We start from the raw sequence: 26,452 nt of genomic DNA on the forward strand, positions 1-26,452 counted from the left end.
TGTTGGTCGATCCACCCATCTTCGGTCACCGCGCCCGCGGGCGCAGAGGCTAAGTGTAGGGAGCCAGCACGTCGATCACGTCGATCAACGTGGCCCGGGCCGTGGCGCGTGGCCCGTCGCCGTCGCCGACGAGTGCGGCCACCACGGCGCCGTCGACCGCGCACACCAGCGCGGTCAGCAGCTCGGGGTGCACGGCGCGGCCACACCGTTCGACGACCGCGATCACCGCGTCGGTGCGGTGTTTGAGGATTCTGCGCTGGATGTCACGCAGGTTGGGCTGGCGCGCGCAGGCGATCAGCCGCTCGTAGCGGGAGATCAGGTGTTCGGTCACCCGTTCGCGGCTGTCCCCAACGAGCAGATCGACCAGGATGTCGGCGGTCGCTTCCGGACCTCGCCGCCGCCGCGACAGATCCGCCACGCGGTTCTGGAGCTCCTGGGTCTCGAGCACGCCGACGTATTCGACCGCGTGGGCGATCAGGTCATCCAGCGAAGAAAAGTAGTACGTCGTCGAGGCCAGTGGCAGCCCGGCCCGCCGCGCGACTGCGCGATGCCGCACCGCGTCGAACCCGCCTTCGCACAGCAGGTCGGCAGCGGCGCTGACCAGCGCATACCGCCGACGTTCTCCCTTCGGAGTGACTGCTGCCGTCACGTCTAGCATCGTGCCAGCCACGGGGGTACGGCATCGGGCTTTCGGCAATTCGCTGCGGCGCCGATGGCATGATGACGCGCATGTCGAGGATCAGCCGCCGCGCGATGCTCGGGCTCGGGTACCGGGCCGGACTCGTGACCGCAGCAGGGGTGACCGCCGTGTCCGCGTTGACCCGGGCGGCGGCGGTCGCCGCGCCGCCCGCAGCGGCGCCGACGTACGCCGCAGGCACGTTCACGTCTGCGGCGCGCGGTGGCGCGCCGACCAACTGGATCATCGCCCGGCCGCCCGGCCAGACGGCGCCGCTGCGTCCGGTGATCCTGCTGCACGGCAAGGACAGCAGCGCTGCCACGGTCATGTCGATGGGCGCCGAACAGTTCCTCGCCGATGCGGTCGCTGCCGGTGTACCCCCGTTCGCTCTCGCCGCCGTCGACGGTGGCAACGGGTACTGGCACCGGCGCGCCTCCGGTGATGATCCGGGCGCGATGGTGCTCGACGAGTTCCTGCCGCTTCTCGCAGAGCAGGGACTCGACACGTCACGAGTCGGATTCCTCGGGTGGTCGATGGGCGGCTACGGCGCCATGCTGCTGGGCGCCCGGCTGGGCGCGGCGCGCACGGCGGCGATCTGTGCGGTCAGCCCGGCTCTGTGGACCGCACCGGGGGCCGCGGCCCCGGGCGCGTTCGACGGTGCGGCGGACTACGAGGCCAACAGCGTCTGGGGCCTGCCGGGGCTCACCGGCATCCCGTTGCGCATCGACATCGGCGACGACGACCCGTTCGCCGCGGCGACCCGGCAGTTCATCGGCCAGTTGCCCACCCCGCCGGCCGGCGGGTTCTCCCCGGGCGGGCACAACGCCGCGTTCTGGTCGTCGCAGCTCAGTTCGGAGCTGACCTGGATGGCCCCGCTGCTGACGGCTTAGAGACTGATGTCGCCCTGCGCGGCGGCCAGCCCGATGTCGGTGCGAAAGTGGCTACCCGGCAGTCGAATAGCGTCGATGGTCGCGTAGGCCGAGGCGCGTGCGGCCGCGAGGTCGGCACCGGTGCCCACCACCGAGAGCACCCGTCCGCCGGATGACACCAGCGCACCGTCGTCGCGGCGCGCGGTGCCTGCGTGCAGGACCCCGTCGGCGTCGGCACCGGTGATGACGTCACCGACCCGAGGCCGGCCCGGGTAGTTCTCGGCGGCGACGACGACGGTCACGGCGGCGCCGTCGCGCCACCGCGGCGCCGGCGCGGCAGCCAGTTCGCCGGTGGCGGCGGCCATCAGCAACGCCGCGAGCGGCGAGTCGAGCAGGGCGAGCACCGCCTGGGTCTCGGGATCGCCGAAGCGGCAGTTGAACTCGACGACGGCGGGACCCTTCGACGTGATCGCCAAGCCGGCGTAGAGCAGCCCGGAGAACGCACTGCCGCGCCGAACCAGTTCCACGGCAACGGGTCTGACGATCTCGTCGACGATGCGCGTGGTCATGTCGGCGGGCAGCCACGGCAGCGGGGTGTAGGCACCCATCCCGCCGGTGTTGGGGCCGGTGTCCCCGTCACCGACTCGCTTGGAGTCCTGCGCAGGCAGCAGCGGCACCACGGTTTCGCCGTCGACGAGGCAGAACAGCGACACCTCCGGGCCGTCGAGGAACGATTCGAGGAGCACGGGGTGGCCTGCTTCGAGCAGGCTCGCCGCGTGCGCGCGGGCGACCTCACGATCGGCGGTGACGACCACACCCTTGCCGGCGGCGAGCCCGTCGTCCTTGACCACCCAGGCCTGCTCACCGGCGGGCGGACCGAAACGGTCGAGTGCGGCGTCGAGATGTCCGGGGTTGTCGACGATCTCGCTGGTCGCCGTCCTCACGCCGGCAACGCTCATGACGTCCTTGGCGAATGCTTTGGAGCCTTCGATGCGGGCGGCGTCGCGCGTGGGACCGAAGCAGGCGATACCGGCCGCGCGCACCGCGTCGGCCACTCCGAGGACCAGCGGCACCTCGGGGCCGACGACCACCAGGTCCGCCCCCACCCGCCGGGCCAGCGCGACGACCTCGTCGGCCGACGTCACGTCGACGTCGTACTGGTCGGCGACCGCGGCGGTGCCGGCGTTTCCGGGCGCGACGGAGAGTCCGTCCACCTCGGGGTCTCGGCGCAGCGCGAGCAGCAGCGCGTGTTCACGGGCTCCGGAACCGATCACCAGGACGTGCACAGGTGACCACCCTAATCGCACCGCGACGCCGCCGACGCACCACTGAGCATACAGTTACCCGATCAGGTGTATGGTCGCACGGGAGTGCCGCACGTCACACCTCGGAGGCCACCATGACCAGCTGCCCTTTCCTGCCGACCGGCTACGACTTCACCGACCCGGATGTCCTGGTCAACGGCATGCCGGTGCGTGAGTTCACCGAACTGCGCAAGACCGCGCCGGTGTGGTGGAACGAGCAGGCCGAGTCGGTGTTCGGCGACGGCGGGTACTGGGTGATCACCCGCCACGCCGACATCAAGGCGATCTCCCGCGACGGGACGCTGTGGTCGACCAACCGCAAAGGCGCTGTGATGCGGCTACCCGAGGGCGTGACCGCCGATCAGCTGGAGCTGACCAAGGCGCTGCTGATCAACCACGACGCGCCGGAGCACACCCGGCTGCGCAAGATCGTCTCGCGCCTGTTCACGCCGCGGGCCATCGCCACACTGGAGGACAAGCTCGCCGCGGCCGCCCGCGAGATCGTCGCCACCGCCGCCGCCAAGGGCAGCGGCGACTTCGTCCACGACATCGCCATGTCGTTGCCGCTGCAGGCGATCGCCGACCTCATCGGCGTGCCCGAAGCGGACCGGGAGAAGTTGTTCGAGTGGACCAACGCGATCATGAACACCGACGACCCGGATTTCCAGACCGATCACGTCGCGGCCAACGCCGAGCTGATGGGCTATGCGTACACGATGGCCGAGGAGCGGCGGCGTCCCCCGCAAGCGGGAGGTGCCCCCAGCCCCGCAGACGACATCGTCACCCGGCTCGTCCAGGCCGACGCGCTGAGTGAGGACGGCGACAGCATGTCCGACGTCGAGTTCGCGTTCTTCGTCATCCTGCTGGCGGTGGCAGGCAACGAGACCACCCGCAACGCGATGACCCACGGCATGAACGCGTTCCTCGAACACCCCGACCAGTGGGAGCTGTTCACTCGCGACCGCCCACAGACAGCGGTCGACGAGATCATCCGCTGGGCCACGCCGGTGCACTGCTTCCAACGCACCGCGACCGAGGACGTGGAGGTCGGCGGCACGCTGATCCGCGAGGGCCAGCGGGTGGGGTTGTTCTACAGCTCGGCGAACTTCGACGAGGAGGTCTTCGATCGGCCCTTCGAGTTCGACATCCTCCGCGACCCGAATCCGCACCTGTCGTTCGGCGGCAACGGCGCCCACTACTGCATCGGCGCCAACCTGGCCCGCATGGAGATCAAGCTCATCTTCGAGCAGATCGCCGAACAGATTCCGGACATCACCAAGGTGGCCGAACCGCAACGCCTGCGGTCGGGGTGGATCAACGGCGTGAAGGAGTTGCGCGTCGCGTATCGCTGACGACCGCTCGACCCGGCCTCAGCATGACTAAGGTGCCATCGTGCGCACCCACGGTTGGTCAGGAGCCAAACCGGCCTCCGACGAGGAGGCCATCGGGCGCATCCTGGCCGCGGCGGGCAAGGCCATCGAGGACCACGGGGCCGAGTTCTCCATCTCCGACGTCGCCCGCTCCGTCGGGGTGACCCGGCAGACGGTGTACCGGTACTTCCCCAGCACCGAGGCGCTGCTGGTGGCGGCCGCGGTCCGCGCCGTCGACGGATTCCTCCAGCGGCTGGCCGTGCACGTCGCCGGCATCTCCGGCCCGGCCGAGGCAGTCACCGAAGCGGTCGCCACCGCGCTGGAGTGGTTGCCGCGGGAGAAGTACATCGGGTTGCTGCTCGTTCCGGGCGGCACGACCCACGCCGAATCGGTGACCTCGGACGTCGCACTGCAGTTCGGTCGCGACATGATCGGCAGGCTCGACGTCGACTGGGCCGCCCACGGCTACCGCGACGACGATCTCGACGAACTCGCCGAGCACCTGCTGCGGGTCATCCAGTCGTTCGTGATCGACCCGGGCCGCCCCCCGCGACGCGGCGCGGCGCTGCGCAGCTATCTGCGCCGGTGGGTGGGCGGCGCGCTGAGCGCTACACCACCGTCAGCGGCAGCGACCGCCTCGGCTGGAACTCGAAAGAAGCTCCCCCACTGATCTTGACCACCGCCACCTCGCCGAGCTCGCGGGCCGGCGTGTCGCGACGCACCACCCGTGCGGTCCAGTCGGAGCGGGCACCGGCCACCTCCACGTCGAGGTGAGGATCGACCGCGGCGACCGCGGCCTGCAGCGGGCGACGCTCGTCGGGATGGACGAGCGACACCCATGCGCCGTCCTCATGCGCCGGCGAGCGCCGAACTTCTACCGAATCCGGTCCGAAGTCGGCCTGCACGTACGCGGTCGGGTTGAGCATCGGGTGCAGACGCAGCATCTCCACGGCGCCATCGATGCCGGCAGGCAGCTCCAGCGCGCGGTGGATGCGCTCGGCGGCCAGTCCGGCGACCCCGGTGAGCTGTTTGGTGCAGATCTCGGTGGCCAGTGCCTGATCGGCGCCTGCGCGCGCACCCACCGCGATCACGAACGAGAGGTTCAGCAGGTGCATCTGCAGACAGACCTCGTCAGCGATCCGCACCAGCGCCGAATGAGAGAACGCGCCGAAGTCGAAGTCCGACAACAGGTTTCCAGAGTAATCACTGCTCCCCGCGTCGGCGGGGTCGATCGGGTCGAGTTCGGTGCGCGCCGCGTGCGTGCCCGCGATCACCTCGAGCACCGGATGGTCGGCGACCTCGGGGTGGGAGTCGTCGATGGTCACGGTCCACGCGCAGTGCGGGTGACGGTCGGCGGGCGTCCGTGGCGGCCGGTGGATGGGGCGGATCTGCGCCCTGCGGTTGGTCGCAACCGCGGTCGCGTCGAAGGTGGGGTCTTCGATGTCGTGGCACATGCCGCGCACGTAGTCCCCCCCCATCGGCTCGACGTCGAGCAGCGCTCCGCAGTGGTCGAGGTGGAACTCGCCGTGCCAGCGATCGTGCACGGTGTACCGGAAGTCCATGAACTGCGGTGGAGCGCCGATGTCGAGCTGCAGACCTTTGAAGATCGTGATGACGTCGGTGCCCTCGTAACGCAGCGCCTTCTGCATCCGGCGGGTGTAGATGGGGCTCGCGCCCATCCACTCCTCGATGGCGATCTCGAGCATGGCTTCGCGCCCGAAATTGCTGATGCACCAGGCCATTCCGGAGCGGTCGATCATCTGCCCGATGAGCAGCAGCTCGGGCACGAGGACGGCGAGCTGCTCGCGGGTGAGATGGGCGTACCTACTGCTCATGCGAGGTACTCCCGGAGTGCATCTGCAATGCCGCATCCATGTTGGCCTTCTTGTCCTCGCCGCCGCCGGCCTGCGCGGCCTTGCGACGCTGCTTGGCCACCTTGGTCACCACGCCGTCGAACTTGGAGCCCAGCGGAAAGCCGAGATAGTGCGTCAGGAAGATCGCCATCTCCTTGAGCTCGTCTTCGCTGAGCTCGTCGTTGGCCAGCGCCGCATTCGTCTGGATCTCGGCCAAATCGGTGATCCCCAGCGCGGTCACCACGGTCAGCGTCATGATGCGCTTGTCGCGCATCGACAGACCCGGCCGCGACCAGATCGTGCCGAACAGGTGATCCGCGGTCAGAGCGAAGTAGTCGCCCGGCATGTCGGGCATCTCCCAGCCGTAGACCTCGTTCATCTTCTCCAGGCCCCTGCGGCGCAGCTCGTCCATGTCGCTCACTCCTGTTCAGTCGGGTTCAGACGGGACAAGCCGAGTCCCGCAGCCATGTCGCGCAGGGCGATCTGCGCCAGCGGCAGCTCCACGCCGACCGCCTCACCCATCTTCAGCGCCAGCCGCAGATCCTTGTCGGCTAGCCCCCGGGTGTGACTGAACATCTGGTGGAGCCAATGGTCGGGGGCCAGCGGCCCGAGGTCGTCGCGCACCATGATCGCGCCGGGGCCGCCGCTCTGTGCGTCGCTGTGGCGGACGACCCGGCCCAGCTTCTGCAGATCAATGCCTGCTGCTTCCGCCAGCCTCTGCGCTTCGAACGCAGCCGCGAAGCCGACGAAGGTCAGCATGTTGCGGGCGACTTTCATCCGCGTGCCCGCACCGGGTTCACCGGCGCGGACCACCATCGAGGCCCACTGCTTGAACACCGGTTTGACGATGTCGTAGGCGTCGTCGTCGGCACCGACCATGACGGCCAGCTCGCCTTTGTCGGCGGCGCCCGCCCCGCCGCTGACCGGGGCGTCGACGATGTGAATGCCCCTGTCTTTCACCTTCTCTGCGAGCTCGGGCGCGGTGTCGGGCTCGATGGTCGAGTGGATCGCGATCACGGTGCCGGGGCGGGCGTGGTCGGCGAGTTCGGCGACGACGTCGCGCACCTGCGCGTCGGTCAGGACGGTGACGCTGATGACGTCGGCGGCAGCGACGTCCGCCACGCGATCGGCCAGGGAAGCACCGGCTTCGGCCAACGGCGTCATGGCGTCGGTCCGCACGTCGAAAACGATCAGCCCACCCGGCCAGCCGACCAGTCGCTTCGCCATCGGGGCACCCTGGTTACCCAGCCCGATGTAGCCCAGCCGCGGCTCGGTCATGAGCGGATGATCTGTCCGCCGTCGACGTTGAAGATCTGCCCCGTGATCCACTTCGCCTGATCCGACAACAGGAACAGGCACATTCCGACGAGGTCGTCGGGCTGACCCATCCGGGACAGCGGGATGTTCTTGACGATGTCGGCGACCATCTCCTGCGGGGTGGTGGTGCGGTTGGCCTCGGTGTCGATGGGCCCGGGTGCGATCGCGTTGATGCGGATGTTCTGGCCACCCAGCTCGCGGGACAGCTGCTGGGTCAGCCCGTTGATGCCGACTTTGGCCAGTCCGTAGAAGTTCGCGTACAGCCATGCGGCCGTCGACGACTGGTTGACGATCGCCCCGCCACCGCGCTTGGCCATCTTTCGGTACACCGCGCGGGTGCACCACAGCGCGCCGTCGAGGTTCACGCTCATGAACTTGCGGTAGTACTCCGGGTCGACGGTGACGAGGAAGTCCAGCTTCATGCCGCCGAAGATCGCCGCGTTGTTGACCAGGTAATCGATCCCACCGAACTCCGAGAGGGTCTGTGCTGCCATCTCTTTGGCGGACTCGGGGTCGGAGACGTCGACGCGCACGGCCAGCGCGGTGCCTCCCTCGCCGGTGATCCCGTCGGCGACCTTCTGAGCGCCCTCGCTGTTGATGTCGGCGACGACGACGGCCGCGCCCTCCCGGGCGAGCGCCTCGGCATAGGCCTGCCCGATGCCGCCGCCGGCGCCGGTGACGATGGCCACCTTGTCCTGGAACTGATCTCCGTAGAGTCCCATGCACGTCTCCTTAGTTCGCCGCTGTCGCAATGGCTTTGATCTCGAGGTACTCCTCGAAACCGGCGAGCCCCATCTCCCGGCCGATTCCGGATTGCTTGTATCCGCCGAACGGCATGTCGGCCGAATACCAGACCCCGCCGTTGACGTTGACCGTGCCGACGCGCATCCGGGCGGCGACCGCGGCCGCGCGGTCCTCGTCGGCGGAGAAGACCGTGCCCGACAACCCGTAGGGCGAATCGTTGGCGATGCGCACGGCGTCGTCGTCGCCGTCGTGGGCGATGACGGTCAGCACCGGGCCGAAGATCTCCTCGCGCGCCACCGTCGCGGTGTTGTCCAGGCCGGCGATCACCGTCGGTTCGATGAAGTAGCCGACGTCCCGATCGGCGGGACGTCCCCCGCCGCAGGCGAATCGGCCACCCTCGGCGACCGCTTTGTCGAGATAGCCCTGCACTCGGTCGCGTTGACGCTCGGAGATCACCGGGCCGCAGATCGTGCTCTTCTTGGTCGGGTCGCCGGGTTTGAGACCACCCATGGTGGCGGCTGCCGCCTCGACCGCCTCGTCGTACCGGTCGCGGGGAACGACCAACCGAGTGGTGATCGCGCATCCCTGGCCGGCATGCATCGACGCGGTGAACGCCGCCATCGAGCACGCCCCGGCCAGGTCGGCATCATCGAGGACGAGAAACGCCGACTTGCCGCCGAGTTCGAGGAACACCTTCTTCAGGGTGGCGGCGCTGTCGGACATCACAGCGCGCCCGGTCGCGGTGGAACCGGTGAACGACACCATGTCCACCCGGGAATCGCGGGACAGCAGCGCGCCGACCCCGTGGTCACTGGAGGTCACGATGTTGACGACCCCGGCCGGGAAGTCGGTGTGCTCGGTGATCAGTTCGCCGAGGATCGCCGCGGCCCAAGGAGTGTCGGGAGCGGGCTTGAGCACCAACGTGTTTCCCGCGGCCAGCGCCGGGCCCACCTTGGCCAGGTTGATCTGGTGGGGGAAGTTCCACGGTGTGATCGCGCCGACGACGCCGACGGCCTCGCGGGCGATGGTGCGCCGGGTCTTGATTCCCATCGGTGCGGCGATTCCCAGATCGGTTGTCCAGGAGTAGGACTCGGCGGTGTCGGCGCAGAAGCTGAGGTCCTCGACGGGTCCCTCGAGCTGGGCGGCCGCCGTCAGCATCCGCGGCGCACCGACCTCGGCGATCGTCAGTTCGCGCAGCTCGTCGATGTTGTCGCGCATGGCCTGCTGCAGTTGCCGCAGACACCGCACCCGCAGCTCGACGTCCGTAGACCAGCCGGTCTCGTCGAACGCGCGCCGAGCCGCACCGATCGCGGCGCTCATGTCATCGGCGCCCGCGTCGGCCGCCATCCCGAGGACCTCTTCGGTGGCGGGGTTGATGGTCGGGAACACGCCACCGCTGCCGGCGACGAGCTTGCCGTCGATCAGCAACGCGCTCTCGCGATCGGCCGAGATTCCCATCCGCACTCCCTGTCTGATTTCTGGACAACTGTCTGACATCGCCCTTCGAGGCACCATAGCGCCGCGGCCGTCGGCAGGCAAGGACGTGCCGACGTATCGACCGAACATGCTCTCTGTCAGGTCTTTTCACCGAAGGCTTGCCTGCCGGGGCGGAATTCCGATACGTTGGACATGTGTCCAGCGATGCCGTCACCGCGATCTCCGGCGCGGACCGGGCCTCCCGGCGCAACCGGCGACAGGAGGAGACCTTTCGCAAGGTGCTCGACGCGGGCCTGGTGATGTTGCGGGAGTCGTCGTATGCGGAGTTGACCGTGCGCGCGGTCGCCGCGCGCGCGAAGGTGGCTCCGGCCACCGCCTACACCTACTTCTCGTCGAAGAACCACCTGATCGCGGAGATCTACCTCGATCTGGTCCGTCAGGTCGAGTACTTCACCGATGTCAACGACAGCACCGCCGACCGGGTCGAGAAGACGTTGCGCGCCCTGGCGTTGACGGTCGCCGACGAGCCCGAGGTGGCGGCGGCCTGCACCACGGCGCTGCTGTCGGGCGGCGACCCGGCGGTGCTGACCGTGCGGGACCGGATCGGCGCCGAGATCCACCGTCGCATCCGCTCCGCCGTCGGCCCGGACGCCGATCCACGCACATTGGCCGCGCTGGAGATGACGTTCTTCGGCGCGCTGGTCAATGCGGGCAGCGGCGCCTTCACCTACCACCAGATCGCCGACCGCCTCAGCTACGTGGTGGGCCTCATCGTCGGAGACGACCAATGACTGTCAGTGAGATCCTGCTCGACCCCTACGACTACGCCTTCCACGAAGATCCGTACCCGTACTACCAGCGCCTGCGCGACGAGGCACCGCTGTACCGCAACGAGGAGCTGGGATTCTGGGCGCTGTCACGCCACCAGGATGTGCTGACCGGTTTCCGTAACAGCTCGTCACTGTCCAACAAGTTCGGCGTCTCGCTGGACCCGGCGTCGCGCGGTCCGCACGCGTCGAAGACCATGTCGTTCCTCGCCATGGACGATCCCGCTCATCTGCGGCTGCGCACCCTGGTCTCGAAAGGCTTCACACCGCGCCGGATTCGCGAACTCGAACCCCGCGTCACCGAGATCGCGGTCCGGCACCTGGACACGATGCTGGAGAAGGCCGCCGGCGGGGAGACGGTCGACTACGTCGACGAGTTCGCCGGCAAGCTGCCGATGGACGTGATCTCCGAGCTGATGGGCGTACCCGAGGCCGACCGCGCGCAAGTGCGGTCATGGGCCGACGGTGTGATGCACCGCGACGAGGGCGTGACGGACGTGCCGCCCGCGGCGGTCGAGGCATCGCTGAACCTCATCGTCTACTACCAGGACATGGTCGCCCGACGACGGTCGCAGCTCACCGACGACCTCACCTCCGCGCTCCTGGAGGCCGAGATCGACGGGGATCGCCTGACCGACGACGAGATCCTCGGGTTCATGTTCCTGATGGTGATCGCCGGCAACGAGACCACCACCAAACTCCTTGCCAACGCGGCCTTCTGGGGCCACCGCAACCCCGATCAGCTCGCCCCCGTCTACGACGATCTGAGCAGGGTGGCCCCGTGGGTCGAAGAGACACTGCGCTACGACACGTCCAGCCAGATCCTGGCCCGCACCGTCGCCGGGGAGCTCACGCTCTACGACACCGCGATTCCCGACGGCGACATCGTGCTGCTGCTCCCCGGCTCGGCGCACCGTGACGAGCGCGTGTTCGACCGGCCCGACGACTTCGTCATCGGTCGCGAGATCGGCTCCAAACTCATGAGTTTCGGTAGCGGCGCACACTTCTGCCTCGGTGCCCACCTGGCGCGCATGGAGGCGCGCGTCGCGCTGACCGAACTGTTCACCAGAATCCGCGGGTTCGAGGTCGACGAGGACAACGCCGTCCGTGTCCACTCGAGCAACGTGCGCGGGTTCGCTCACCTGCCCATCGACGTGAAAGTGCGCTGATGCCCCGTTTCGAACCACTGCCCGACCGCAGACCGGCGCTCGTCGCCGGTGCGTCCTCCGGTATCGGCGCCGCCACGGCCGTCCAGCTGGCATCGCGCGGTTTCCCCGTGGCGCTCGGCGCCCGCCGGGTCGAGAAGCTCGAGGAGATCGTCGGACAGATCCGCGCCGACGGCGGTGAGGCGATCGCGGTACACCTCGACGTGACCGATCCCGACTCGGTGAAGGCCTGCGTCGAGCAGACCACCGCCGAGCTCGGCGACATCGAGGTACTGGTGGCCGGTGCCGGCGACACCTACTTCGGCAAGCTCGACTCGATCAGCACCGAGCAGTTCGAATCGCAGATCCAGATCCACCTGATCGGCGCCAACCGGGTGGCCACCGCCGTGCTGCCGGGCATGCTGGAGCGGCAACGCGGCGATCTCATCTTCGTGGGATCCGATGTGGCACTGCGGCAACGCCCTCACATGGGCGCGTACGGTGCGGCAAAGGCGGCGCTGGTCGCGATGGTCACCAATTACCAGATGGAACTCGAGGGCACCGGAGTGCGCGCGTCGATCGTGCATCCCGGACCCACGAAGACGGGCATGGGCTGGAGCCTGCCCGCCGAGCTGATCGGGCCGGCTCTGGAGGACTGGGCCAAATGGGGCCAGGCCCGCCACGATTACTTCCTGCGCGCAGCCGATCTCGCACGCGCCATCACGTTCGTCGCCGAGACACCACGCGGCGGCTTCATCGCGAACATGGAGCTGCAGCCCGAAGCGCCGCTGACCCAGACCACGAGTCGCCAGCGGCTGACGCTGAACGAGGAGAACCTCACATGACCACGACGACGGCGGTTCCCCGCGTGTCGGGAGGCGAGGAAGAACACGGCCACCTCGAGGAGTTCCGCACCGACCCGATCGGTTTGATGCAGCGCCTGCGCGACGAGTGCGGTGACGTCGGATGGTTCCAGCTCGCGGGCAAGCAGGTCGTCATGCTCTCGGGCGCCGAGGCCAACGAATTCTTCTTCCGGTCCAGCGACAGCGAGCTCAACCAGGCCGAGGCCTACCCGTTCATGACGCCGATCTTCGGTGAGGGCGTGGTGTTCGACGCCGATCCGGAACGGCGTGCGGAGATGCTGCACAACACCGCGCTGCGTGGCGAGCAGATGAAGGGCCACGCCGCGACGATCGAGAACGAAGTCCGCCGGATGATCGAGAACTGGGGCGACGAAGGGGAGATCGAGCTGCTCGACTTCTTCTCGGAGTTGACCATCTACACGTCGACGGCGTGCCTGATCGGTCTGAAGTTCCGCAACCAGCTGGACTCGCGCTTCGCCGAGTACTACCACCAGCTCGAGCGCGGAACCGATCCTCTCTGCTACGTCGACCCGTACCTCGACATCGACAGCTTCCGTATCCGCGACGAGTCGCGCGTGAAACTCGTTGCGCTGGTACAGGAGATCATGAACGGGCGGATCGCCGACCCGCCGAAGGGCAAAGAGGACCGAGACCTGCTCGACGTGCTGGTCTCGATCAAAGACGACCAGGGCAATCCGCGGTTCACCGCCAACGAGGTCACCGGCATGTTCATCTCGCTGATGTTCGCCGGGCATCACACCAGCTCGGGCACGTCATCGTGGACCCTGATCGAACTGCTACGCAACCCGCAGGTGTACGCCCAGGTGCAGACCGAGCTCGACGAGCTCTACGCCGACGGCCAAGAAGTGAGTTTCCATGCGCTGCGCCAGATCCCGAAGCTGGACAACTCCCTCAAGGAGACGCTGCGCCTGCATCCGCCGCTGATCATCCTGATGCGCGTCGCGCAGGACGAGTTCGAGGTGGCGGGGCGCCCGATCCACACCGGGCAGATGGTGGCCGCCTCGCCGGCCATCTCGAACCGAATCCCCGAGGACTTCCCGAATCCCGACACCTTCGACCCCGACCGCTACCAGAAGCCCCGCCAGGAAGATCTCGTCAACCGGTGGACGTGGATTCCCTTCGGCGCGGGCAAACATCGTTGCGTGGGGGCCGCGTTCGCACAGATGCAGATCAAGGCGATCTTCTCGGTCTTGCTGCGCGAGTACGAGTTCGAGATGGCGCAGCCGCCGGAGACCTACCGCAACGACCACTCGAAGATGGTGGTGCAGCTGGCCCAGCCGGCGAAGGTGCGCTACCGCAGGCGGGTGAGGCCCTGATGGGGTCCTATCGCGTCGAACTCGACGAGGACCTCTGCCAGGGGCACGCCATGTGCGAACTGGAGGCGCCCGACGTGTTTCGGGTGCCCAAGCGCGGCGCGGTCGAGATCCTCGATGCAGAACCCCCCGACGAGCTGCGCGAGGCGGTCGAGCTCGCCGTCGAGATGTGCCCTACCCGAGCCCTTTCCCTCACCGACACGAAGGAGTGACGATGGCGTCCCGCGAACAACTGGAAGACTGGGTGCAACGCTGGCTGGACGCCAACCGTGCCGCCGAAGCCGCGGGCGACTGGAAGCCGCTGGCCGAGTTCTACACCGAGGACGCGACCTACGGCTGGAACATCGGGCCCAAAGAAGACGTCATGTGCGTCAACAAGAGCGAGATCCGCGATGTGGCACTGGGTCTGGAGATGGAAGGCCTGGAGAACTGGGTGTACGAGTACCAGAAGGTGCTCATCGACGACAAACAGAACGAGATCGTCGGCTTCTGGAAGCAGATCGCCCACAAGAGCGACGGCAGCAGCGACGAGATCTACGGCATCGGCGGCAGCTGGTTCCGGCTGAACGACCAGTTGCTGATCGAGTGGCAGCGGGACTTCTTCGACTTCGGCCACGTGCAGAAGGCCTTCATGAAGCTCATCGAATCCGGCGACCTGACCCCGACCATGCAGAAGCGCATCGAACGCTCGCTGGCCGGCGAGAAACTGCCCGGCTACTACCCGATCGGTGAAGCTCCCGTCCCGATCTGGTGAGCGCACCACCAAGCAGTTGCTTGGGGGTGGTGTGATGTGGCTAACTAGAGCCTCTAGTCTGGATTGTGCGAGCACTCGTCGAAAGCAGGAGATATGAAGACCAAAGGCGCCCTGATCTGGGAGTTCAACCAGCCCTGGTCGATCGAGGAGATCGAGATCGGCGACCCCGTCAAGGACGAGGTCAAGATCCAGATGGAAGCCTCGGGCATGTGCCACTCGGACCATCACCTGGTCACCGGTGACATCCCGATGGCGGGCTTCCCGGTGCTCGGCGGACACGAGGGCGCCGGCATCGTCACCGAGGTCGGGCCCGGCGTCGAGGGCCTCGAGCCTGGTGACCACGTCGTGCTGTCGTTCATCCCCTCCTGCGGCTCCTGCCCGTCATGTCAGGCCGGGATGCGCAACCTCTGCGACCTGGGCGCGATGCTGCTGCAGGGCACCGCGGTCTCGGACAACACGCACCGCATCCACGCGGTCAAGGACGGCACACCGGTCATTCCGATGACGCTGCTGGGCACCTTCAGCCCGTACATGGTCGTCCACAAGAGCTCGGTGGTGAAGATCGACCCGTCGATCCCGTTCGAGGTGGCCTGCCTCGTCGGCTGCGGCGTCACCACCGGGTACGGCTCGGCGGTGCGCAGCGCCAACGTTCGCCCGGGCGACGACGTGGTGATCGCCGGTATCGGTGGCGTCGGCATGGGCGCGCTGCAGGGCGCGCTGAACGCGGGCGCACGCAACATCTTCGCGATCGACCCGGTCGAGTGGAAGCGCGACCAGGCGCTCAAGTTCGGCGCCACGCACGCCTACCCCGACATCGGCGCCGCGATGATGGGCGTCGCCGAGACCACCCAGGGGCGGATGGCGTCGAAGACGATCATCACCACCGGCGAGCTCAAGGGTGAGGAGATCGACAACTACCTCAACATCACCGCCAAGGGCGGTACCTGCGTCGTCACCGCGGTCGCCAACATGGCGAGCTCCGACGTCACGCTGAACCTGTCGATGCTGACCCTGCTGCAGAAGAACCTGCAGGGCACCATCTTCGGCGGCGGCAACCCGCACTTCGACATCCCGCAGCTGCTGTCGATGTACAAGGCGGGCAGGCTGAATCTCGACGACATGGTGACCCGCCAGTACAAGCTCGAGCAGATCAACGACGGGTACCGGGACATGCTCGAGGGCAGGAACATCCGCGGCGTGATCCGCTACACCGACGCCGATCGGTAGACCGCGGTGACCGAGGCAGCGTTGGCACCGGTGGTCGCCGCATCGCAGGCGTCGTGGCGTTGCGTGCAGAGCGGCGACCGCGAGGGTTGGTTGGCGCTGATGAGCGACGACATCGTGATCGAGGATCCGATCGGCGAGGCCGTCACCAATCCCGACGGCACCGGTGTGCGCGGCAAGGAGGCCGTGTCGGCCTTCTTCGACACGAACATCGGGCCGAACCGGCTCCGCATCACCTGCGAGGAGACGTTCCCGTCGAGCAGTCCGACGGAGATCGCCTACATCCTGGTGTTGGAGACGACGTTTCCGAACGGATTCGTCGCGACGGTCCGTGGTGCGTTCACCTATCGGGTGGACGACGCGGGTCTGATCACCAACCTGCGCGGGTACTGGAACATGGACGCGATGACGTTCACCGAGGCGGGAAGCACGCATCAGCGCTGAGCTGTCCGGTCGCGCTGCCGTCGTCGTGGGCGGCACGCGCGGGATCGGGCGGGCGGTGGCGGCCCTGTTGGCCGACCTCGGCGCCGGCGTCGTCGTCAACGGCCGGGATCCTGACGCCGTCGACGAGGCGGCGGGCGGTATCAGCGGGGCCCTCGGGTGTGCCGGCTCGCCGGCGGACCCCGCGATCGCGGACGCGTTGATCGCACGGTGTGTGCAGGAATTCGGCCGCATCGACATCCTGGTCAATTGTGCCGGCACGGCGGAACCGGCGGGATCGTCGATCCTCACCGTCACCGCCGCGCAATTCCAGGAGCTGCTCGACGCCCACCTGGGCACGGTCTTCCAGACCTGCCGGGCCGCGGCGCCGCTGATGGCGCGACAAGGTTCGGGGGCCATCGTCAACACCGGATCGTTCGCGTTCCTCGGCGACTACGGCGGTACCGGATACCCGGCCGGCAAAGGCGCCGTGAACAGCCTGACCCTGGCCATCGCCGCCGAACTGGCCGAACACGGGGTGCGCGCGAACGTGGTGTGTCCAGGAGCCAAGACGCGTCTGTCCAGCGGACCGGACTACGAGGCGCACATCGTGGAGCTGAACCGGCGCGGTCTGCTCGACGACGTCAGCATGGCCGGCGCACTGGACGCCGCGCCGCCGGAGTACGCAGCATCCACGTATGCCTATCTGGTCAGCGACCGCGCCGCCGACATCACCGGCCAGATCTTCATCGCCGCAGGCGGATTCGTCGGCCGCTTCGACCGGCCCACCCCGCAGATCGTGGCCTATCGCGACCACCACGACTCACCGCCGTGGACCGTGGCCGAGATCTCCCAGAAAGTCTCAGAGCACGTCAGGAGCTGACGCCGGGCAGCTCGTGGTCGCGGTACTGCTTGCGCAGCTCGAGTTTGAGGATCTTGCCGGTGGCGGTGTGGGGCAGCTCGTCGACGAAGACGACGTCGTCGGGCAGCCACCACTTGACGACCTCACCGGCCAGATACTCGAGGATGTCCTCCCGGGTCGCGTCGTGGCCCTTGCGCAACACGGCCACCAGCAGCGGCCGCTCCTGCCATTTCGGGTGCGGCACCCCGATCACCGCGGCTTCGGCCACCGCCGGGTGGCCCAGCGCGGCGTTCTCCAGGTCGATCGAGCTCACCCACTCGCCGCCGGACTTGATCACGTCCTTGGCGCGGTCGACCAGCTGCAGGTAGCCGTCGGGGTCGATGGTCGCCACATCGCCGGTCGGGAAGAACCCTTCCGCGTCGAGCTTCTCCCCGCCCTCGCCACGGTAGTAGCCGCTGGCGATCCACGGCCCGCGCAGCCACACCTCACCGAAAGCCTTACCGTCCCAGGGCAACCGGTTGCCCTCGTCGTCGACGATCTTCAACTCGACCCCGCAGATGCCCCGCCCCTGCTTGAGCAGGATCTGGTTCTTCTCGGCCGGGGAGAGTCCCTCGTGCTTGGGCAGCAGCCGGCCGATCACGCACAGCGGGGAGGTCTCGGTCATCCCCCACCCCTGCATGGCCTGCGCGCCGAAGTCCTTCTCGAAGCGCTCGATCATAGACAGCGGCAGCGCCGCTCCGCCGGTGCCGGCGATGCGCAGCCCGAGTTCGTGGGGGTCGATCTCCGGATGGGCGTCGAGGTAGGAGAACAGCATCATCCACACCGTCGGGACACCCTGGGATTGGTTCACCCCTTCGGCTTTCATCAACTCATACACCGACTCGCCGTCGAGGTGAGGACCGGGCAGCACCAGCTTGGCGCCCACCATCGCGGCGGTGTAGGGGGTGCCCCAGGCGTTGGCGTGGAACATCGGCACCACGAGCAGGATCACCGATCCGCTGTGCACGTCGTTGGCATCGCGCGCCGCGGCCATCAGGGTGTGCAGCATCGTCGAACGATGTGAGTACAGAACACCTTTGGGGTTACCGGTGGTGCCCGAGGTGTAGCACAGCGACGACGCGCTGCGCTCGTCGAACTCCGGCCAGTCGTAGTGGGTGGACTGGCGTCCGATGACGTCGTCCCAGCACAGCAGGGCGCCTTCGGGCAACCCGGGCACCTCGGGCATGTGGTCGCGGTCGGTCATGGCGACATAGGTGACCACGGTGGTCAGCTCGGGTGCCAGCTCCGCTACCAGCGACGCAAACGTGATGTCGAAGAACAGAATTCGATCTTCGGCATGGTTGATGATGTACGCGATCTGCTCACGGAACAACCGCGGGTTGACCGTGTGCATCACCGCGCCCGACCCCGATACCCCGAAGTACAGCGCAAGGTGGCGGTCGCTGTTCCAGGCGAGCGTGGCGACGCGGTCGCCGGCTTCCACGCCCCACTCGCTCAGCGCGTTGGCGACCTGCTTGGACACTTCGCCGACCTCACGCCACGACGAACGCCGCACAGTGCCCTTGGGACCTTCAGGCACATGCGAGACGATCTCCGCGTCCCCGTGGAACGCCGCGGCGTAGTCGATCAGCGACGAAATCAACAGTGGTCGGTCCTGCATCAAACCCAGCATGCGGCCAGGCTATGGAATGCTCGGTGCCATGGCGACCGTCTTCACCAAGATCATCAACGGCGAGCTGCCGGGCCGATTCGTCTACGAAGACGACGACGTGGTGGCGTTCCTGACCATCCAGCCGATGACCCCAGGCCACACGCTGGTGGTGCCGCGCGCCGAGATCGACAACTGGCAGGACATCGACGCCGCTGAGTTCGCCCGCGTGATGGAAGTCTGTCAGCTGATCGGCAGGGCGGTGTGTAAGGCCTTCGACACCGAACGTTCCGGTGTCATCATCGCCGGTCTCGAGGTGCCGCATCTGCACGTGCACGTCTTCCCGGCACGCGACCTGGCCGACTTTGGGTTCGCGAACGTCGACAACGATCCGTCGCCGGAATCGCTCGACGACGCGCAACGCCGCATCAAGGCGGCGCTGGCCGAGCTCAGCTGACCGGGGCGTCGACCGAGGCGGGCATCCGGCCCTCGGTGGCTTCGGCGGCCTCCGCGATGCGGGGCAGGCTGACCCGGAACGTGCAGCCCCGTCCCGGCGCGGTGGTCACACCCACCGTGCCACCGTGGGCGTAGACCAGCGAGTCGACGATCGACAGCCCCAGGCCGGTCCCGCCGCTGGCGCGCGCCCGCGAGGAGTCTGCACGGTAGAAGCGTTCGAACACCCGCTGGGCGTCCTCGACACTCATCCCCGGCCCTTCGTCGCGCACCTCGAGGACGGCGGAGTCCCCGTCGGTGCCGACCCGGATCGTGACCGCGGCCGTCTCGGGCGTGTGCTGGAGCGCGTTGGCGACCAGATTGGAGAGCACCTGACGCAGCCGCGCCTCGTCGCCGAGTACCTCCGGCGTGCCCGGGCCGTCGAACACCTCCATGCGGATCGGCCGGCGCGGCGCGATGGACTGGGCGTCGTGCACGGCGTCGCTGGCGAGGGCGAGCAGATCCACGCGGCGCTGCTCCAACGGCCGCTGCGCGTCGAGACGGGCCAGCAGCAGCAGGTCCTCCACCAGCAGGCCCATCCGCCGGGATTCACTTTCGATGCGGCCCATCAGCATCTCCACGTCCCGAGCCGCACCCTGGCGATACAGTTCGGCGAAGCCGCGGATCGTGGTCAGCGGTGTGCGCAGTTCATGGCTGGCGTCGGTGATGAATCGGCGCATCCGGTCCTCGGACTCGCGCGCCTGGTCCGCCGAGGACTCCGACGACGCCATCGCGCGCTGGATCTGCGCCAGCATGCCGTTCAGGGCCAGGGAGAGCCGGCCGACCTCGGTGCGGGGATCCCGTTCGGGAACGCGGCGGTCCAGCTGCCCCGCGGCGATCGCGGCGGCGGTCTGCTCGACCTCGGCGAGCGGGCGCAGGCTGCGATGCACCACCGCGTACCCGACGATGCCGAGCACGAGCAGCACCGCGACACCGATACCCACCTGCGCGGCGACCAAGGCGCGGGTCGTGGACTTCACGTCGGAGAGGTCGATCGCGACGGTGGTGAGCTCACCTCCGGTGCCCGGCACGGTCATCGCGCGCCATTCCGCCGCAGGGTCACCGACGCTGCCGACCGTCACCGGTTCTGGACCGACGTCGTTGTCGGCGGGCAGGGCGGGCTCGGCGTCGCGGTCGTTGACCGCGACCCACGCGGTGCCGCCCGGTTCGATGACCCGCACGTAGTAGTCCGACGGGGGCCGGCCCGGGTTGGGGCCTTGGTCCTCGGGATCGGCGGGCGACTGCCTGGGCACCTGCGCCCAGCCGCGGGAGGCATCCCGCAACGTGTCATCGACACGGTTGATGAGCGTGTGATGCATGATCGTGGTCACCGCGACGCCGGACGCCAGCAGACCACAACCGACCAGCAGCAACATCGCTGCGACCAGTCCTACCCGAAGCGGGATCCCGCGTCTGATCTGGGGCACACCCCCATTGTCACCGGGGTTCGCGAAGTACATACCCCACACCCCTCAGGGTGTGCAGCAGACGCTTGTCCCCGGTGTCGATCTTGCGGCGCAGATACGACACGTAGGACTCGACGACGTTGACGTCGCCGCCGAAGTCGTACCGCCAGACGTGATCGAGGATCTTCGGCTTCGACAGCACGGTGCCGGCGTTGATGATGAAGTACCGGAGCAGAGTGAACTCCGTGGGCGACAGCGACACCGGCTCGCCGGCTTTCCACACCTCGTGGGTGTCCTCGTCGAGCTCGATGTCGGCGAACTTCAGCCGTGAGGTGCGCGGCTCCTGCACCCCGCCGCCCGCGCGGCGCAGGATCACCCGCAGCCGCGCCACCACCTCTTCGAGGCTGAACGGTTTGGTCACGTAGTCGTCGCCGCCGAGGGTCAGCCCGGCGATCTTGTCCTGCAGGGAATCACGAGCAGTCAGGAACAGCGCCGGCGCCTCGATCCCGTCGGCGCGCAGCCGGCGCAGCAATCCGAAGCCGTCCATGCCGGGCATCATCACGTCGAGGATGATCGCGTCGGGGCGCATCTCGCGGGCCAGGTCGAGGGCGGCCGGACCGTTGGACGCGGTGTGGACCTCGAAGCCTTGAAACTTCAAGCTCACCGACAGCAGCTCGACGATGTTGGTCTCGTCGTCGACGACGAGGATGCGAGCTTCCGGGATGTTGTCCTGCACTGGCATGGCCATGGTCCTCAGTTTCATCCCATGAATTGGAAAACTGCTGCGCGCTCGCTGTGTGGTTCCTGTGAGTTCATTCTTGCGCTGTTCCTAGACTGGATCGCATGAACCTCGGCAAATCCCTCAGCGATCTCGCGTTGACGCCGGTGAGGGTGGGTCTGGCCGTGGCCGACGCCGGTCTGGGGATGGCCGGCGGAGGACTGGGCATCGCCCGCAAAGCGCTCGGCGAACCGGGAAGCGGCGTCCGTCAGCCGCCGACCTCGTTCGCCGCGATGATCGGCGTGCAGGATGCCGTGGAGCGGGCCAACCGGCTCGCACGCCTGATGGATGAGGACCAGCCGCTGGGCCGGGCGCTGGCCCCCGACGGTGCACTGGACCGCCTGCTGCGGCCGGGTGGTGTGGTGGACCGGTTGACGGCCCCCGGCGGCGCGCTGGAGCGGCTGACCGAAGAGGACAGCGGGCTGATGCGCGCGATCGCGCCCGGCGGGCTGGTCGATCAGCTGCTCGCCGAGGACGGTCTCGTGGACCGGCTGCTGGCCGAGGACGGCGTGGCCGACCGCCTGTTCGCCGAAGGCGGCGTCGTGGACACCCTGACCGCGCGCAACGGCCCGCTGGAGCAGCTGGCGACGGTTGCGGACACGTTGAACCGGCTGTCCCCGGGCTTGGAGGCGCTCGAGCCGACGATCGAGGCGCTGCGCGAGGCGGTGATCGTGTTGAGCCAGGTGGTGAACCCGTTGAGCAACATCGCCGATCGCATCCCGCTGCCGGGCCGGCGCCCGCGGGCCCGGTTCATGGCGCGACCGGCGACGCCGCAGAGGGTGATCGATGTCGAGGAGTGACCGCACAGCCGTTAAGCTGGCTTTCCACGCCTCCTTAGCTCAGCGGTAGAGCAACGCTCTTGTAAAGCGTAGGTCGTCAGTTCAATCCTGACAGGGGGCTCCACGCGTGCGGCGTCCAGATTTGCAGTCGTCCCCCGCCGATCTGGAAAAGCCAACGATCACAGTCGCGAAACGAAAACGGGACCGTTACACCCTTTTGCTGGCCGACTCCTGCACGATGCGCTTGAATGACGCGTACGTCGGGGGACGAGAGACCGGTTTCGGAGGGCTTTTCTGTTGAGTTCCGCAGCGCACATCGGCCGCGTCGGCGCCCTGGCCGTCGCCCTGGGTATCGGATCGGCGGTGTTCGCGGGTCAGGCCTGGGCCGATGACACCTCCTCGTCGGGATCGGCGGGACCCTCGGCGTCCTCTGGATCGTCGGCCTCGTCGGCCTCGTCGGGAGGAAAATCCTCGGCCGCCGCGGGGCCGAAGGCCCGCACCACCTCGACTGGAGCCGACCGCGCGGAGAGGCCACGTCGCTTCGGCAAGGCCGACAAGCCCACGAAGACGGACACGTCGGACACCTCCGAGAAGGCCGACTCCGACGCCGATGCGGTGACGACCACGACACCGGCCACGAAGCGGACATCCCGGCCGACCTGGAAGAAGTCCGAGAGTGCGCGGGACCACGCGACCGAGACGTCGGTGTCGGAACCCGAGACCCCCGATACTGCGGATGCAACGCCGTCCCGGTCGGCCCGTCCCGCCGAGGTCGTCTCACCCGACCCTGCCGAACCGCCGCGCACCTCCTCACGGCTGACGCTGCTGCGGTCAGCATCGCAGCCCGCCCCGCAAGCGCCTCAGACGCAACGCCCCATCGATCGACCCGTCGTCAAGGCCGTCGTGGAGGTGGCTCGCAGCATGGTCGACTGGGCACACCAGAAGGCCGATCCCGGCCAGGGCCAGACGGCTGCGCCGCCATTCCTGTGGGCTCTGATGTCGGCCGCGCGGCGCGAGCTCGAGACGCTGTCGGCTGCGCGCACGACCCGCGTCGCCACCGCGAGCCTGACCACCGACACCTCGCTGGCCGCCGCGGCGATCACGCCGTACTCGCCGTGGCTGAATCCTCAGGTCAGCCCGTCGACCAACTTCGTCAGCTGGGTGACCGGCGGCTACTCCTACGGTGATCCGTTGAAGGCCAACACGGTGGACCGGTTCAGCGTCTGGGGCACCGACGTCGGCACCATGTGGGACAACGGCATGGTCGACGACCCGTCCACCCCCTACAACGAGCACCAGGTGCTGATCGCTGTCGGCGACACGTTCAGCGGAGCCAACATGACCGGCCGGCACATCTTCAACACGCTGTTCCGCAGCTCGGACCGCGATCTGAGCGACGGCATCACGATCCCCAACGGAGAGTGGTTCACCGGCAACTACTTCGGTGGTGCACCGCTGGACGGCCCGGTGAATGCGCGCCCAATCATCAACCCCCAGAGGTGGTTGCCGAATTCGGTGACGATGATCCCGACCGCGGGCGTCTCGGTCAACGTGCCGGTCACCGAGGACACCCCCTTCGGCACCATCCAGTACGTCAGCTACATGTCGGTCAGCAAGTGGGGTTCGGCGGGTAGGTGGACCACCAACTACTCGGCCATCGGGTACTCGGTGGACAACGGCGAGAACTTCACCATCGATCCCAACAGCATTCGTTACAACTCGTTCCTCAGTGGCAACAAGAACTTTCAACAGTCGGCGTTCGTCAAGGGCGACGACGGTTACATCTACGTGTACGGCACACCGAACGGCCGCCAGGGCGCGGCGTACCTGTCCCGCGTCGCACCCGAAGACATCCTCGACCCGTCGAAATACGAGTACTACAAAGCCGCGAAGAAGAGCTGGCTGGGCAGCTCGCCGGCCGGCTGGGTGAAGGGGAACCCATCGGCGGCCACGGCGATCATCGGAAAGTCCGGCGGTTTCCTGGGTTTCACCAAACCCGGGTACACGGTCAGCGAAATGTCGGTGCAGTACAACGACTATCTCGGCAAGTACATCGTGCTCTACGGCGATCAGAACAACAGCATCGTGATGCGGACCGCGGACACCCCCGAGGGCGTCTGGTCGGACGCGACGGTCCTGATGACCCAGCAGCCCGGCGGCATCTACGCACCGATGCTGCACCCCTGGTCGCCGTCCACCGAGGGCACCGGGTCGGACCTGTACTTCAACCTCTCGCTGTGGTCGAGCTACAACGTGATGCTGATGCACACGGACCTGACCAAGGTGTGACCGGTCGGCCACAGCCTTATACTGCGCACGTGCGCGACGTGCTCGATGAGTTGCTGGCCGTCTGGCGGACCGGCGGCACCGCGGGACTGTCGACGGTCGTCCGCACGATGCGCTCGGCCCCGCGCCCACCCGGTGCGGCCATGGTGGTGGCCCCCGACGGAGCTGTCGCGGGCTCGGTGTCGGGCGGCTGCGTCGAGTCGGCGGTGTACGAGGCAGCGGGCGAGGTCGTGGCGAGCGGTCGCCCGCAGTTGCAACGCTACGGCGTCAGCGACGACGACGCCTTCGCCGTCGGATTGACCTGCGGGGGCACCATCGACGTCTTCACCGAACCGGTGTCGCGGCTGACCTTTCCCCAGTTGCAGGCGGTCGCCGACGACATCTCGGAGCACCGGGCGGTGGCGGTGGCGACCGTCATCGACCACCCCGACTCCGAGTGGTGGGGGCGGCGGATCGTCGTCGGGCCGGACTTCGCCGACGGCTCCGTCGGATCCGGACGAGCCGATGCCGCGATCGTCGACGACGCCAGGGGTCTGCTGGCCGCGGGCCGCTCCGGCGTTCTGAGTTACGGGCCGGACGGGCAGCGCCAGGACGTCGGGATGGAAGTCTTCGTAGCCAGCCATGCGCCGCGGCCACGAATGATCATCTTCGGTGCGATCGATTTCGCGGCCGCACTCGCCGCCCAGGCGGCGCTGCTCGGATACCGTGTCACTGTCTGCGATGCCCGTCCGGTATTCGCCACCGCGGCAAGGTTTCCCGCTGCCGAGGACGTGGTGGTGGACTGGCCCCACCGGTACCTGGCCGGGGAGGCCGAGCGTGGCGCCCTCGACGCCCGCACCGCGATCTGTGTACTCACCCACGATCCGAAGTTCGACGTTCCGGTGCTCGAGGTCGCCTTGCGGCTCCCCGAGGTCGGCTACGTCGGCGTGATGGGATCGCGCCGTACCCACGAGGACCGGATGCGCCGCCTACGGGACGCGGGATTGACCGACGACGGCGTGAGCCGGCTGTCCAGCCCGATCGGGCTCGACCTGGGCGCGCGGACCCCCGAAGAGACCGCGGTGTCCATCGCCGCCGAGATCATCGCCTCCCGCTGGGGCGGTGGGGGGCGGCCGCTCACCGAGACGGACGGTCGCATCCACCACGAGCGGTAGAGGCTGCTACTCGGAGACGACGCCGCGCAGCCCGTCGGCGCCGAAGACCGGTTCCAGCATCGCCGAGAAGTCCGGTCCCCGGCGCAGCATCATGCCGCCGTCGACGTTGATCAGCTGTCCGGTGATGTAGCTCGAAGCATCACTGAGCAAGAACACCGCCGCGTTGGCCACATCCTCGGCCTCGCCGGGGCGAGGGAGCGGGGTGGCCGCCGCGTAGTCGCCGCTCACCTCCGGTGACATGAAGATCGCCGCCACCAGATCGGTGCGGATCAGGCCCGGCCGGAGGCAGTTCACCCGCACCAGCGAGGGGCCGAGCTCGTCGGCGGCCAGTTGCATCAGATGGTCCACCCCGGCCTTGGACACCCCGTACGCACCGAACCAGCGGTGGGTGTTGCTCGCCGCGATCGAGGAGATGCCGACGAACGATCCCCCACCGCCGCGCACCATCATCCGCGCCGAATGCTTGAGGACGTAGAAGGTGCCGTTGATGTTGAGGTCGACCAGTCGCCGCCACGCCTCGGAGTCCAGCTGGGTGATCGGGCCGATGGTGTCGCTGCCGCCGGCACAGTGCACCACACCGTCCAGCCGCCCCGTCCACGCCGCCGCGGCGTCGACGGTGCGGGCCACCTCGTCCTCGTCGGTGACGTCACCCGGCTCATAACGCACCGCGCCGCCGATCTCCTCCGCGGCGGCGGCCAGCTTGTCCGCGTTCCGACCCATCAGCATCGCGTTGCCGCCGGCGGCCACGACGGCCGCCGCCACCCCCTTGCCGATTCCGCTGCCCCCGCCGGTGACCAGCACCGTTCGCCCGGACAACATTGCATCGGAGAGTTGCATCCGTACACCTTCCACGACACCAAAACGAGAACGTGTTCCAGTTATACGGCACCGGAGGAGGCCGCGAACAGGC

27 protein-coding genes and 1 tRNA gene are annotated in these 26,452 nt (G+C 68.0%); 17 read left to right on the forward strand and 11 right to left on the reverse strand.

The features are described from left to right. Positions 1–49: 49 nt before the first annotated feature. Positions 50–658, reverse strand: a complete 609-nt coding sequence (locus ACXYX3_RS22350) for a TetR/AcrR family transcriptional regulator (protein ID WP_458612186.1) — start codon at positions 656–658, stop codon at positions 50–52. Between the two features lie 59 nt (positions 659–717). On the opposite strand from ACXYX3_RS22350, the gene ACXYX3_RS22355 reads away from it, so the two are divergent. Beyond that, the gene (locus ACXYX3_RS22355) at positions 718–1,566 is read left to right on the forward strand and encodes an alpha/beta hydrolase (RefSeq protein WP_241203504.1); all 849 of its coding nucleotides are present in this window, start codon (positions 718–720) and stop codon (positions 1,564–1,566) included. Here the strand turns inward: ACXYX3_RS22355 and purD are convergent. After that, positions 1,563–2,831: a phosphoribosylamine--glycine ligase gene (gene purD, locus ACXYX3_RS22360; protein ID WP_458609059.1), complete on the reverse strand. Its 1,269-nt coding sequence runs from the start codon at positions 2,829–2,831 to the stop codon at positions 1,563–1,565. The two genes, ACXYX3_RS22355 and purD, sit on opposite strands and share 4 nt — an antisense overlap. A 113-nt stretch (positions 2,832–2,944) precedes the next feature. Here purD and ACXYX3_RS22365 point away from each other — a divergent pair, with 113 nt between their 5' ends. After that, positions 2,945–4,201 (forward strand): cytochrome P450, encoded by a 1,257-nt coding sequence (locus ACXYX3_RS22365; RefSeq protein WP_458609060.1) that lies wholly within the window; start codon positions 2,945–2,947, stop codon positions 4,199–4,201. A gap of 40 nt (positions 4,202–4,241) precedes the next feature. Then, positions 4,242–4,889, forward strand: a complete 648-nt coding sequence (locus tag ACXYX3_RS22370; RefSeq protein WP_241203507.1) for a TetR/AcrR family transcriptional regulator — start codon at positions 4,242–4,244, stop codon at positions 4,887–4,889. Here the strand turns inward: ACXYX3_RS22370 and ACXYX3_RS22375 are convergent. Genes ACXYX3_RS22375 through ACXYX3_RS22395 form a run of 5 tightly spaced genes read right to left on the reverse strand, consistent with a single transcriptional unit; the run spans position 4,828 to position 9,591 of the window. Then, positions 4,828–6,054 carry a hypothetical protein gene (locus ACXYX3_RS22375; protein ID WP_458609061.1) on the reverse strand — a complete coding sequence of 409 codons (1,227 nt, stop codon included), beginning with the start codon at positions 6,052–6,054 and terminating at the stop codon, positions 4,828–4,830. The two genes, ACXYX3_RS22370 and ACXYX3_RS22375, sit on opposite strands and share 62 nt — an antisense overlap. Beyond that, positions 6,044–6,484, reverse strand: a complete 441-nt coding sequence (locus tag ACXYX3_RS22380) for a carboxymuconolactone decarboxylase family protein (protein ID WP_241203509.1) — start codon at positions 6,482–6,484, stop codon at positions 6,044–6,046. The genes ACXYX3_RS22375 and ACXYX3_RS22380 overlap by 11 nt, the downstream gene beginning before the upstream one ends. Positions 6,485–6,489: 5 nt before the next feature. After that, positions 6,490–7,350, reverse strand: coding sequence for an NAD(P)-dependent oxidoreductase (locus ACXYX3_RS22385; protein ID WP_458609062.1), 861 nt, complete (start codon positions 7,348–7,350; stop codon positions 6,490–6,492). Further along, positions 7,347–8,111: an SDR family oxidoreductase gene (locus ACXYX3_RS22390; protein ID WP_241203511.1), complete on the reverse strand. Its 765-nt coding sequence runs from the start codon at positions 8,109–8,111 to the stop codon at positions 7,347–7,349. Before ACXYX3_RS22390 ends, ACXYX3_RS22385 begins: the two co-directional genes overlap by 4 nt. A 10-nt stretch (positions 8,112–8,121) precedes the next feature. Continuing rightward, positions 8,122–9,591: an aldehyde dehydrogenase gene (locus ACXYX3_RS22395; protein WP_458609063.1), complete on the reverse strand. Its 1,470-nt coding sequence runs from the start codon at positions 9,589–9,591 to the stop codon at positions 8,122–8,124. Positions 9,592–9,764: 173 nt separating this feature from the next. Here ACXYX3_RS22395 and ACXYX3_RS22400 point away from each other — a divergent pair, with 173 nt between their 5' ends. The 9 genes from ACXYX3_RS22400 (at position 9,765) to ACXYX3_RS22440 (ending at position 17,020) form a co-directional block, all read left to right on the forward strand. Continuing rightward, positions 9,765–10,361 carry a TetR family transcriptional regulator gene (locus ACXYX3_RS22400; protein WP_241203513.1) on the forward strand — a complete coding sequence of 199 codons (597 nt, stop codon included), beginning with the start codon at positions 9,765–9,767 and terminating at the stop codon, positions 10,359–10,361. Further along, complete coding sequence (locus tag ACXYX3_RS22405) at positions 10,358–11,566, forward strand: cytochrome P450 (protein WP_458609064.1); 1,209 nt, start codon at positions 10,358–10,360, stop codon at positions 11,564–11,566. Before ACXYX3_RS22400 ends, ACXYX3_RS22405 begins: the two co-directional genes overlap by 4 nt. Beyond that, the gene (locus ACXYX3_RS22410; RefSeq protein WP_458609065.1) at positions 11,566–12,387 is read left to right on the forward strand and encodes an SDR family oxidoreductase; all 822 of its coding nucleotides are present in this window, start codon (positions 11,566–11,568) and stop codon (positions 12,385–12,387) included. Before ACXYX3_RS22405 ends, ACXYX3_RS22410 begins: the two co-directional genes overlap by 1 nt. Next, complete coding sequence (locus ACXYX3_RS22415; RefSeq protein ID WP_241203516.1) at positions 12,384–13,742, forward strand: cytochrome P450; 1,359 nt, start codon at positions 12,384–12,386, stop codon at positions 13,740–13,742. Before ACXYX3_RS22410 ends, ACXYX3_RS22415 begins: the two co-directional genes overlap by 4 nt. Beyond that, positions 13,742–13,951, forward strand: coding sequence for a ferredoxin (locus ACXYX3_RS22420; protein WP_241203517.1), 210 nt, complete (start codon positions 13,742–13,744; stop codon positions 13,949–13,951). Before ACXYX3_RS22415 ends, ACXYX3_RS22420 begins: the two co-directional genes overlap by 1 nt. Positions 13,952–13,953: 2 nt before the next feature. Next, positions 13,954–14,493: a nuclear transport factor 2-like protein gene (locus tag ACXYX3_RS22425; protein ID WP_458609066.1), complete on the forward strand. Its 540-nt coding sequence runs from the start codon at positions 13,954–13,956 to the stop codon at positions 14,491–14,493. 93 nt (positions 14,494–14,586) lie between these two features. Beyond that, positions 14,587–15,720, forward strand: a complete 1,134-nt coding sequence (locus tag ACXYX3_RS22430) for an NDMA-dependent alcohol dehydrogenase (protein WP_221351469.1) — start codon at positions 14,587–14,589, stop codon at positions 15,718–15,720. A 6-nt stretch (positions 15,721–15,726) separates the two neighbouring features. Beyond that, a complete protein-coding gene (locus ACXYX3_RS22435; RefSeq protein ID WP_458609067.1) occupies positions 15,727–16,161 on the forward strand; it encodes a nuclear transport factor 2 family protein in 435 nt (144 codons plus the stop codon). Between the two features lie 25 nt (positions 16,162–16,186). After that, on the forward strand, positions 16,187–17,020 hold the full coding sequence (locus ACXYX3_RS22440; protein ID WP_458609068.1) for an SDR family NAD(P)-dependent oxidoreductase: 834 nt from the start codon (positions 16,187–16,189) through the stop codon (positions 17,018–17,020). Here ACXYX3_RS22440 and ACXYX3_RS22445 read toward each other — a convergent pair. After that, complete coding sequence (locus ACXYX3_RS22445; protein WP_458609069.1) at positions 17,010–18,671, reverse strand: long-chain-fatty-acid--CoA ligase; 1,662 nt, start codon at positions 18,669–18,671, stop codon at positions 17,010–17,012. The genes ACXYX3_RS22440 and ACXYX3_RS22445 overlap by 11 nt on opposite strands. 28 nt (positions 18,672–18,699) lie before the next feature. Here ACXYX3_RS22445 and ACXYX3_RS22450 point away from each other — a divergent pair, with 28 nt between their 5' ends. Further along, positions 18,700–19,104, forward strand: coding sequence for an HIT family protein (locus tag ACXYX3_RS22450; RefSeq protein WP_241203522.1), 405 nt, complete (start codon positions 18,700–18,702; stop codon positions 19,102–19,104). On the opposite strand, the gene ACXYX3_RS22455 is transcribed toward ACXYX3_RS22450, so the two are convergent. Both ACXYX3_RS22455 and ACXYX3_RS22460 read right to left on the reverse strand, forming a co-directional pair. Beyond that, positions 19,097–20,599, reverse strand: a complete 1,503-nt coding sequence (locus tag ACXYX3_RS22455; RefSeq protein WP_241203523.1) for a sensor histidine kinase — start codon at positions 20,597–20,599, stop codon at positions 19,097–19,099. The genes ACXYX3_RS22450 and ACXYX3_RS22455 overlap by 8 nt on opposite strands. Next, positions 20,577–21,293 (reverse strand): response regulator transcription factor, encoded by a 717-nt coding sequence (locus tag ACXYX3_RS22460; protein ID WP_241203524.1) that lies wholly within the window; start codon positions 21,291–21,293, stop codon positions 20,577–20,579. Before ACXYX3_RS22460 ends, ACXYX3_RS22455 begins: the two co-directional genes overlap by 23 nt. 95 nt (positions 21,294–21,388) lie before the next feature. Here ACXYX3_RS22460 and ACXYX3_RS22465 point away from each other — a divergent pair, with 95 nt between their 5' ends. From ACXYX3_RS22465 to ACXYX3_RS22480, 4 genes are all read left to right on the forward strand, one after another. Continuing rightward, complete coding sequence (locus tag ACXYX3_RS22465) at positions 21,389–22,123, forward strand: hypothetical protein (RefSeq protein WP_241203525.1); 735 nt, start codon at positions 21,389–21,391, stop codon at positions 22,121–22,123. Between the two features lie 28 nt (positions 22,124–22,151). Next, a tRNA-Thr gene (locus ACXYX3_RS22470) sits at positions 22,152–22,226 on the forward strand. A 173-nt stretch (positions 22,227–22,399) separates the two neighbouring features. Then, a complete protein-coding gene (locus tag ACXYX3_RS22475; protein WP_458609070.1) occupies positions 22,400–24,391 on the forward strand; it encodes a DUF4185 domain-containing protein in 1,992 nt (663 codons plus the stop codon). A gap of 29 nt (positions 24,392–24,420) precedes the next feature. Further along, positions 24,421–25,542 (forward strand): XdhC family protein, encoded by a 1,122-nt coding sequence (locus ACXYX3_RS22480; protein ID WP_458609071.1) that lies wholly within the window; start codon positions 24,421–24,423, stop codon positions 25,540–25,542. Positions 25,543–25,548: 6 nt separating this feature from the next. Here the strand turns inward: ACXYX3_RS22480 and ACXYX3_RS22485 are convergent, their stop codons facing one another. Continuing rightward, positions 25,549–26,379, reverse strand: a complete 831-nt coding sequence (locus tag ACXYX3_RS22485; RefSeq protein WP_221351485.1) for an SDR family oxidoreductase — start codon at positions 26,377–26,379, stop codon at positions 25,549–25,551. Positions 26,380–26,452 lie beyond the last annotated feature (73 nt).

This window comes from Mycobacterium sp. Panama NTM2, from assembly GCF_054355555.1.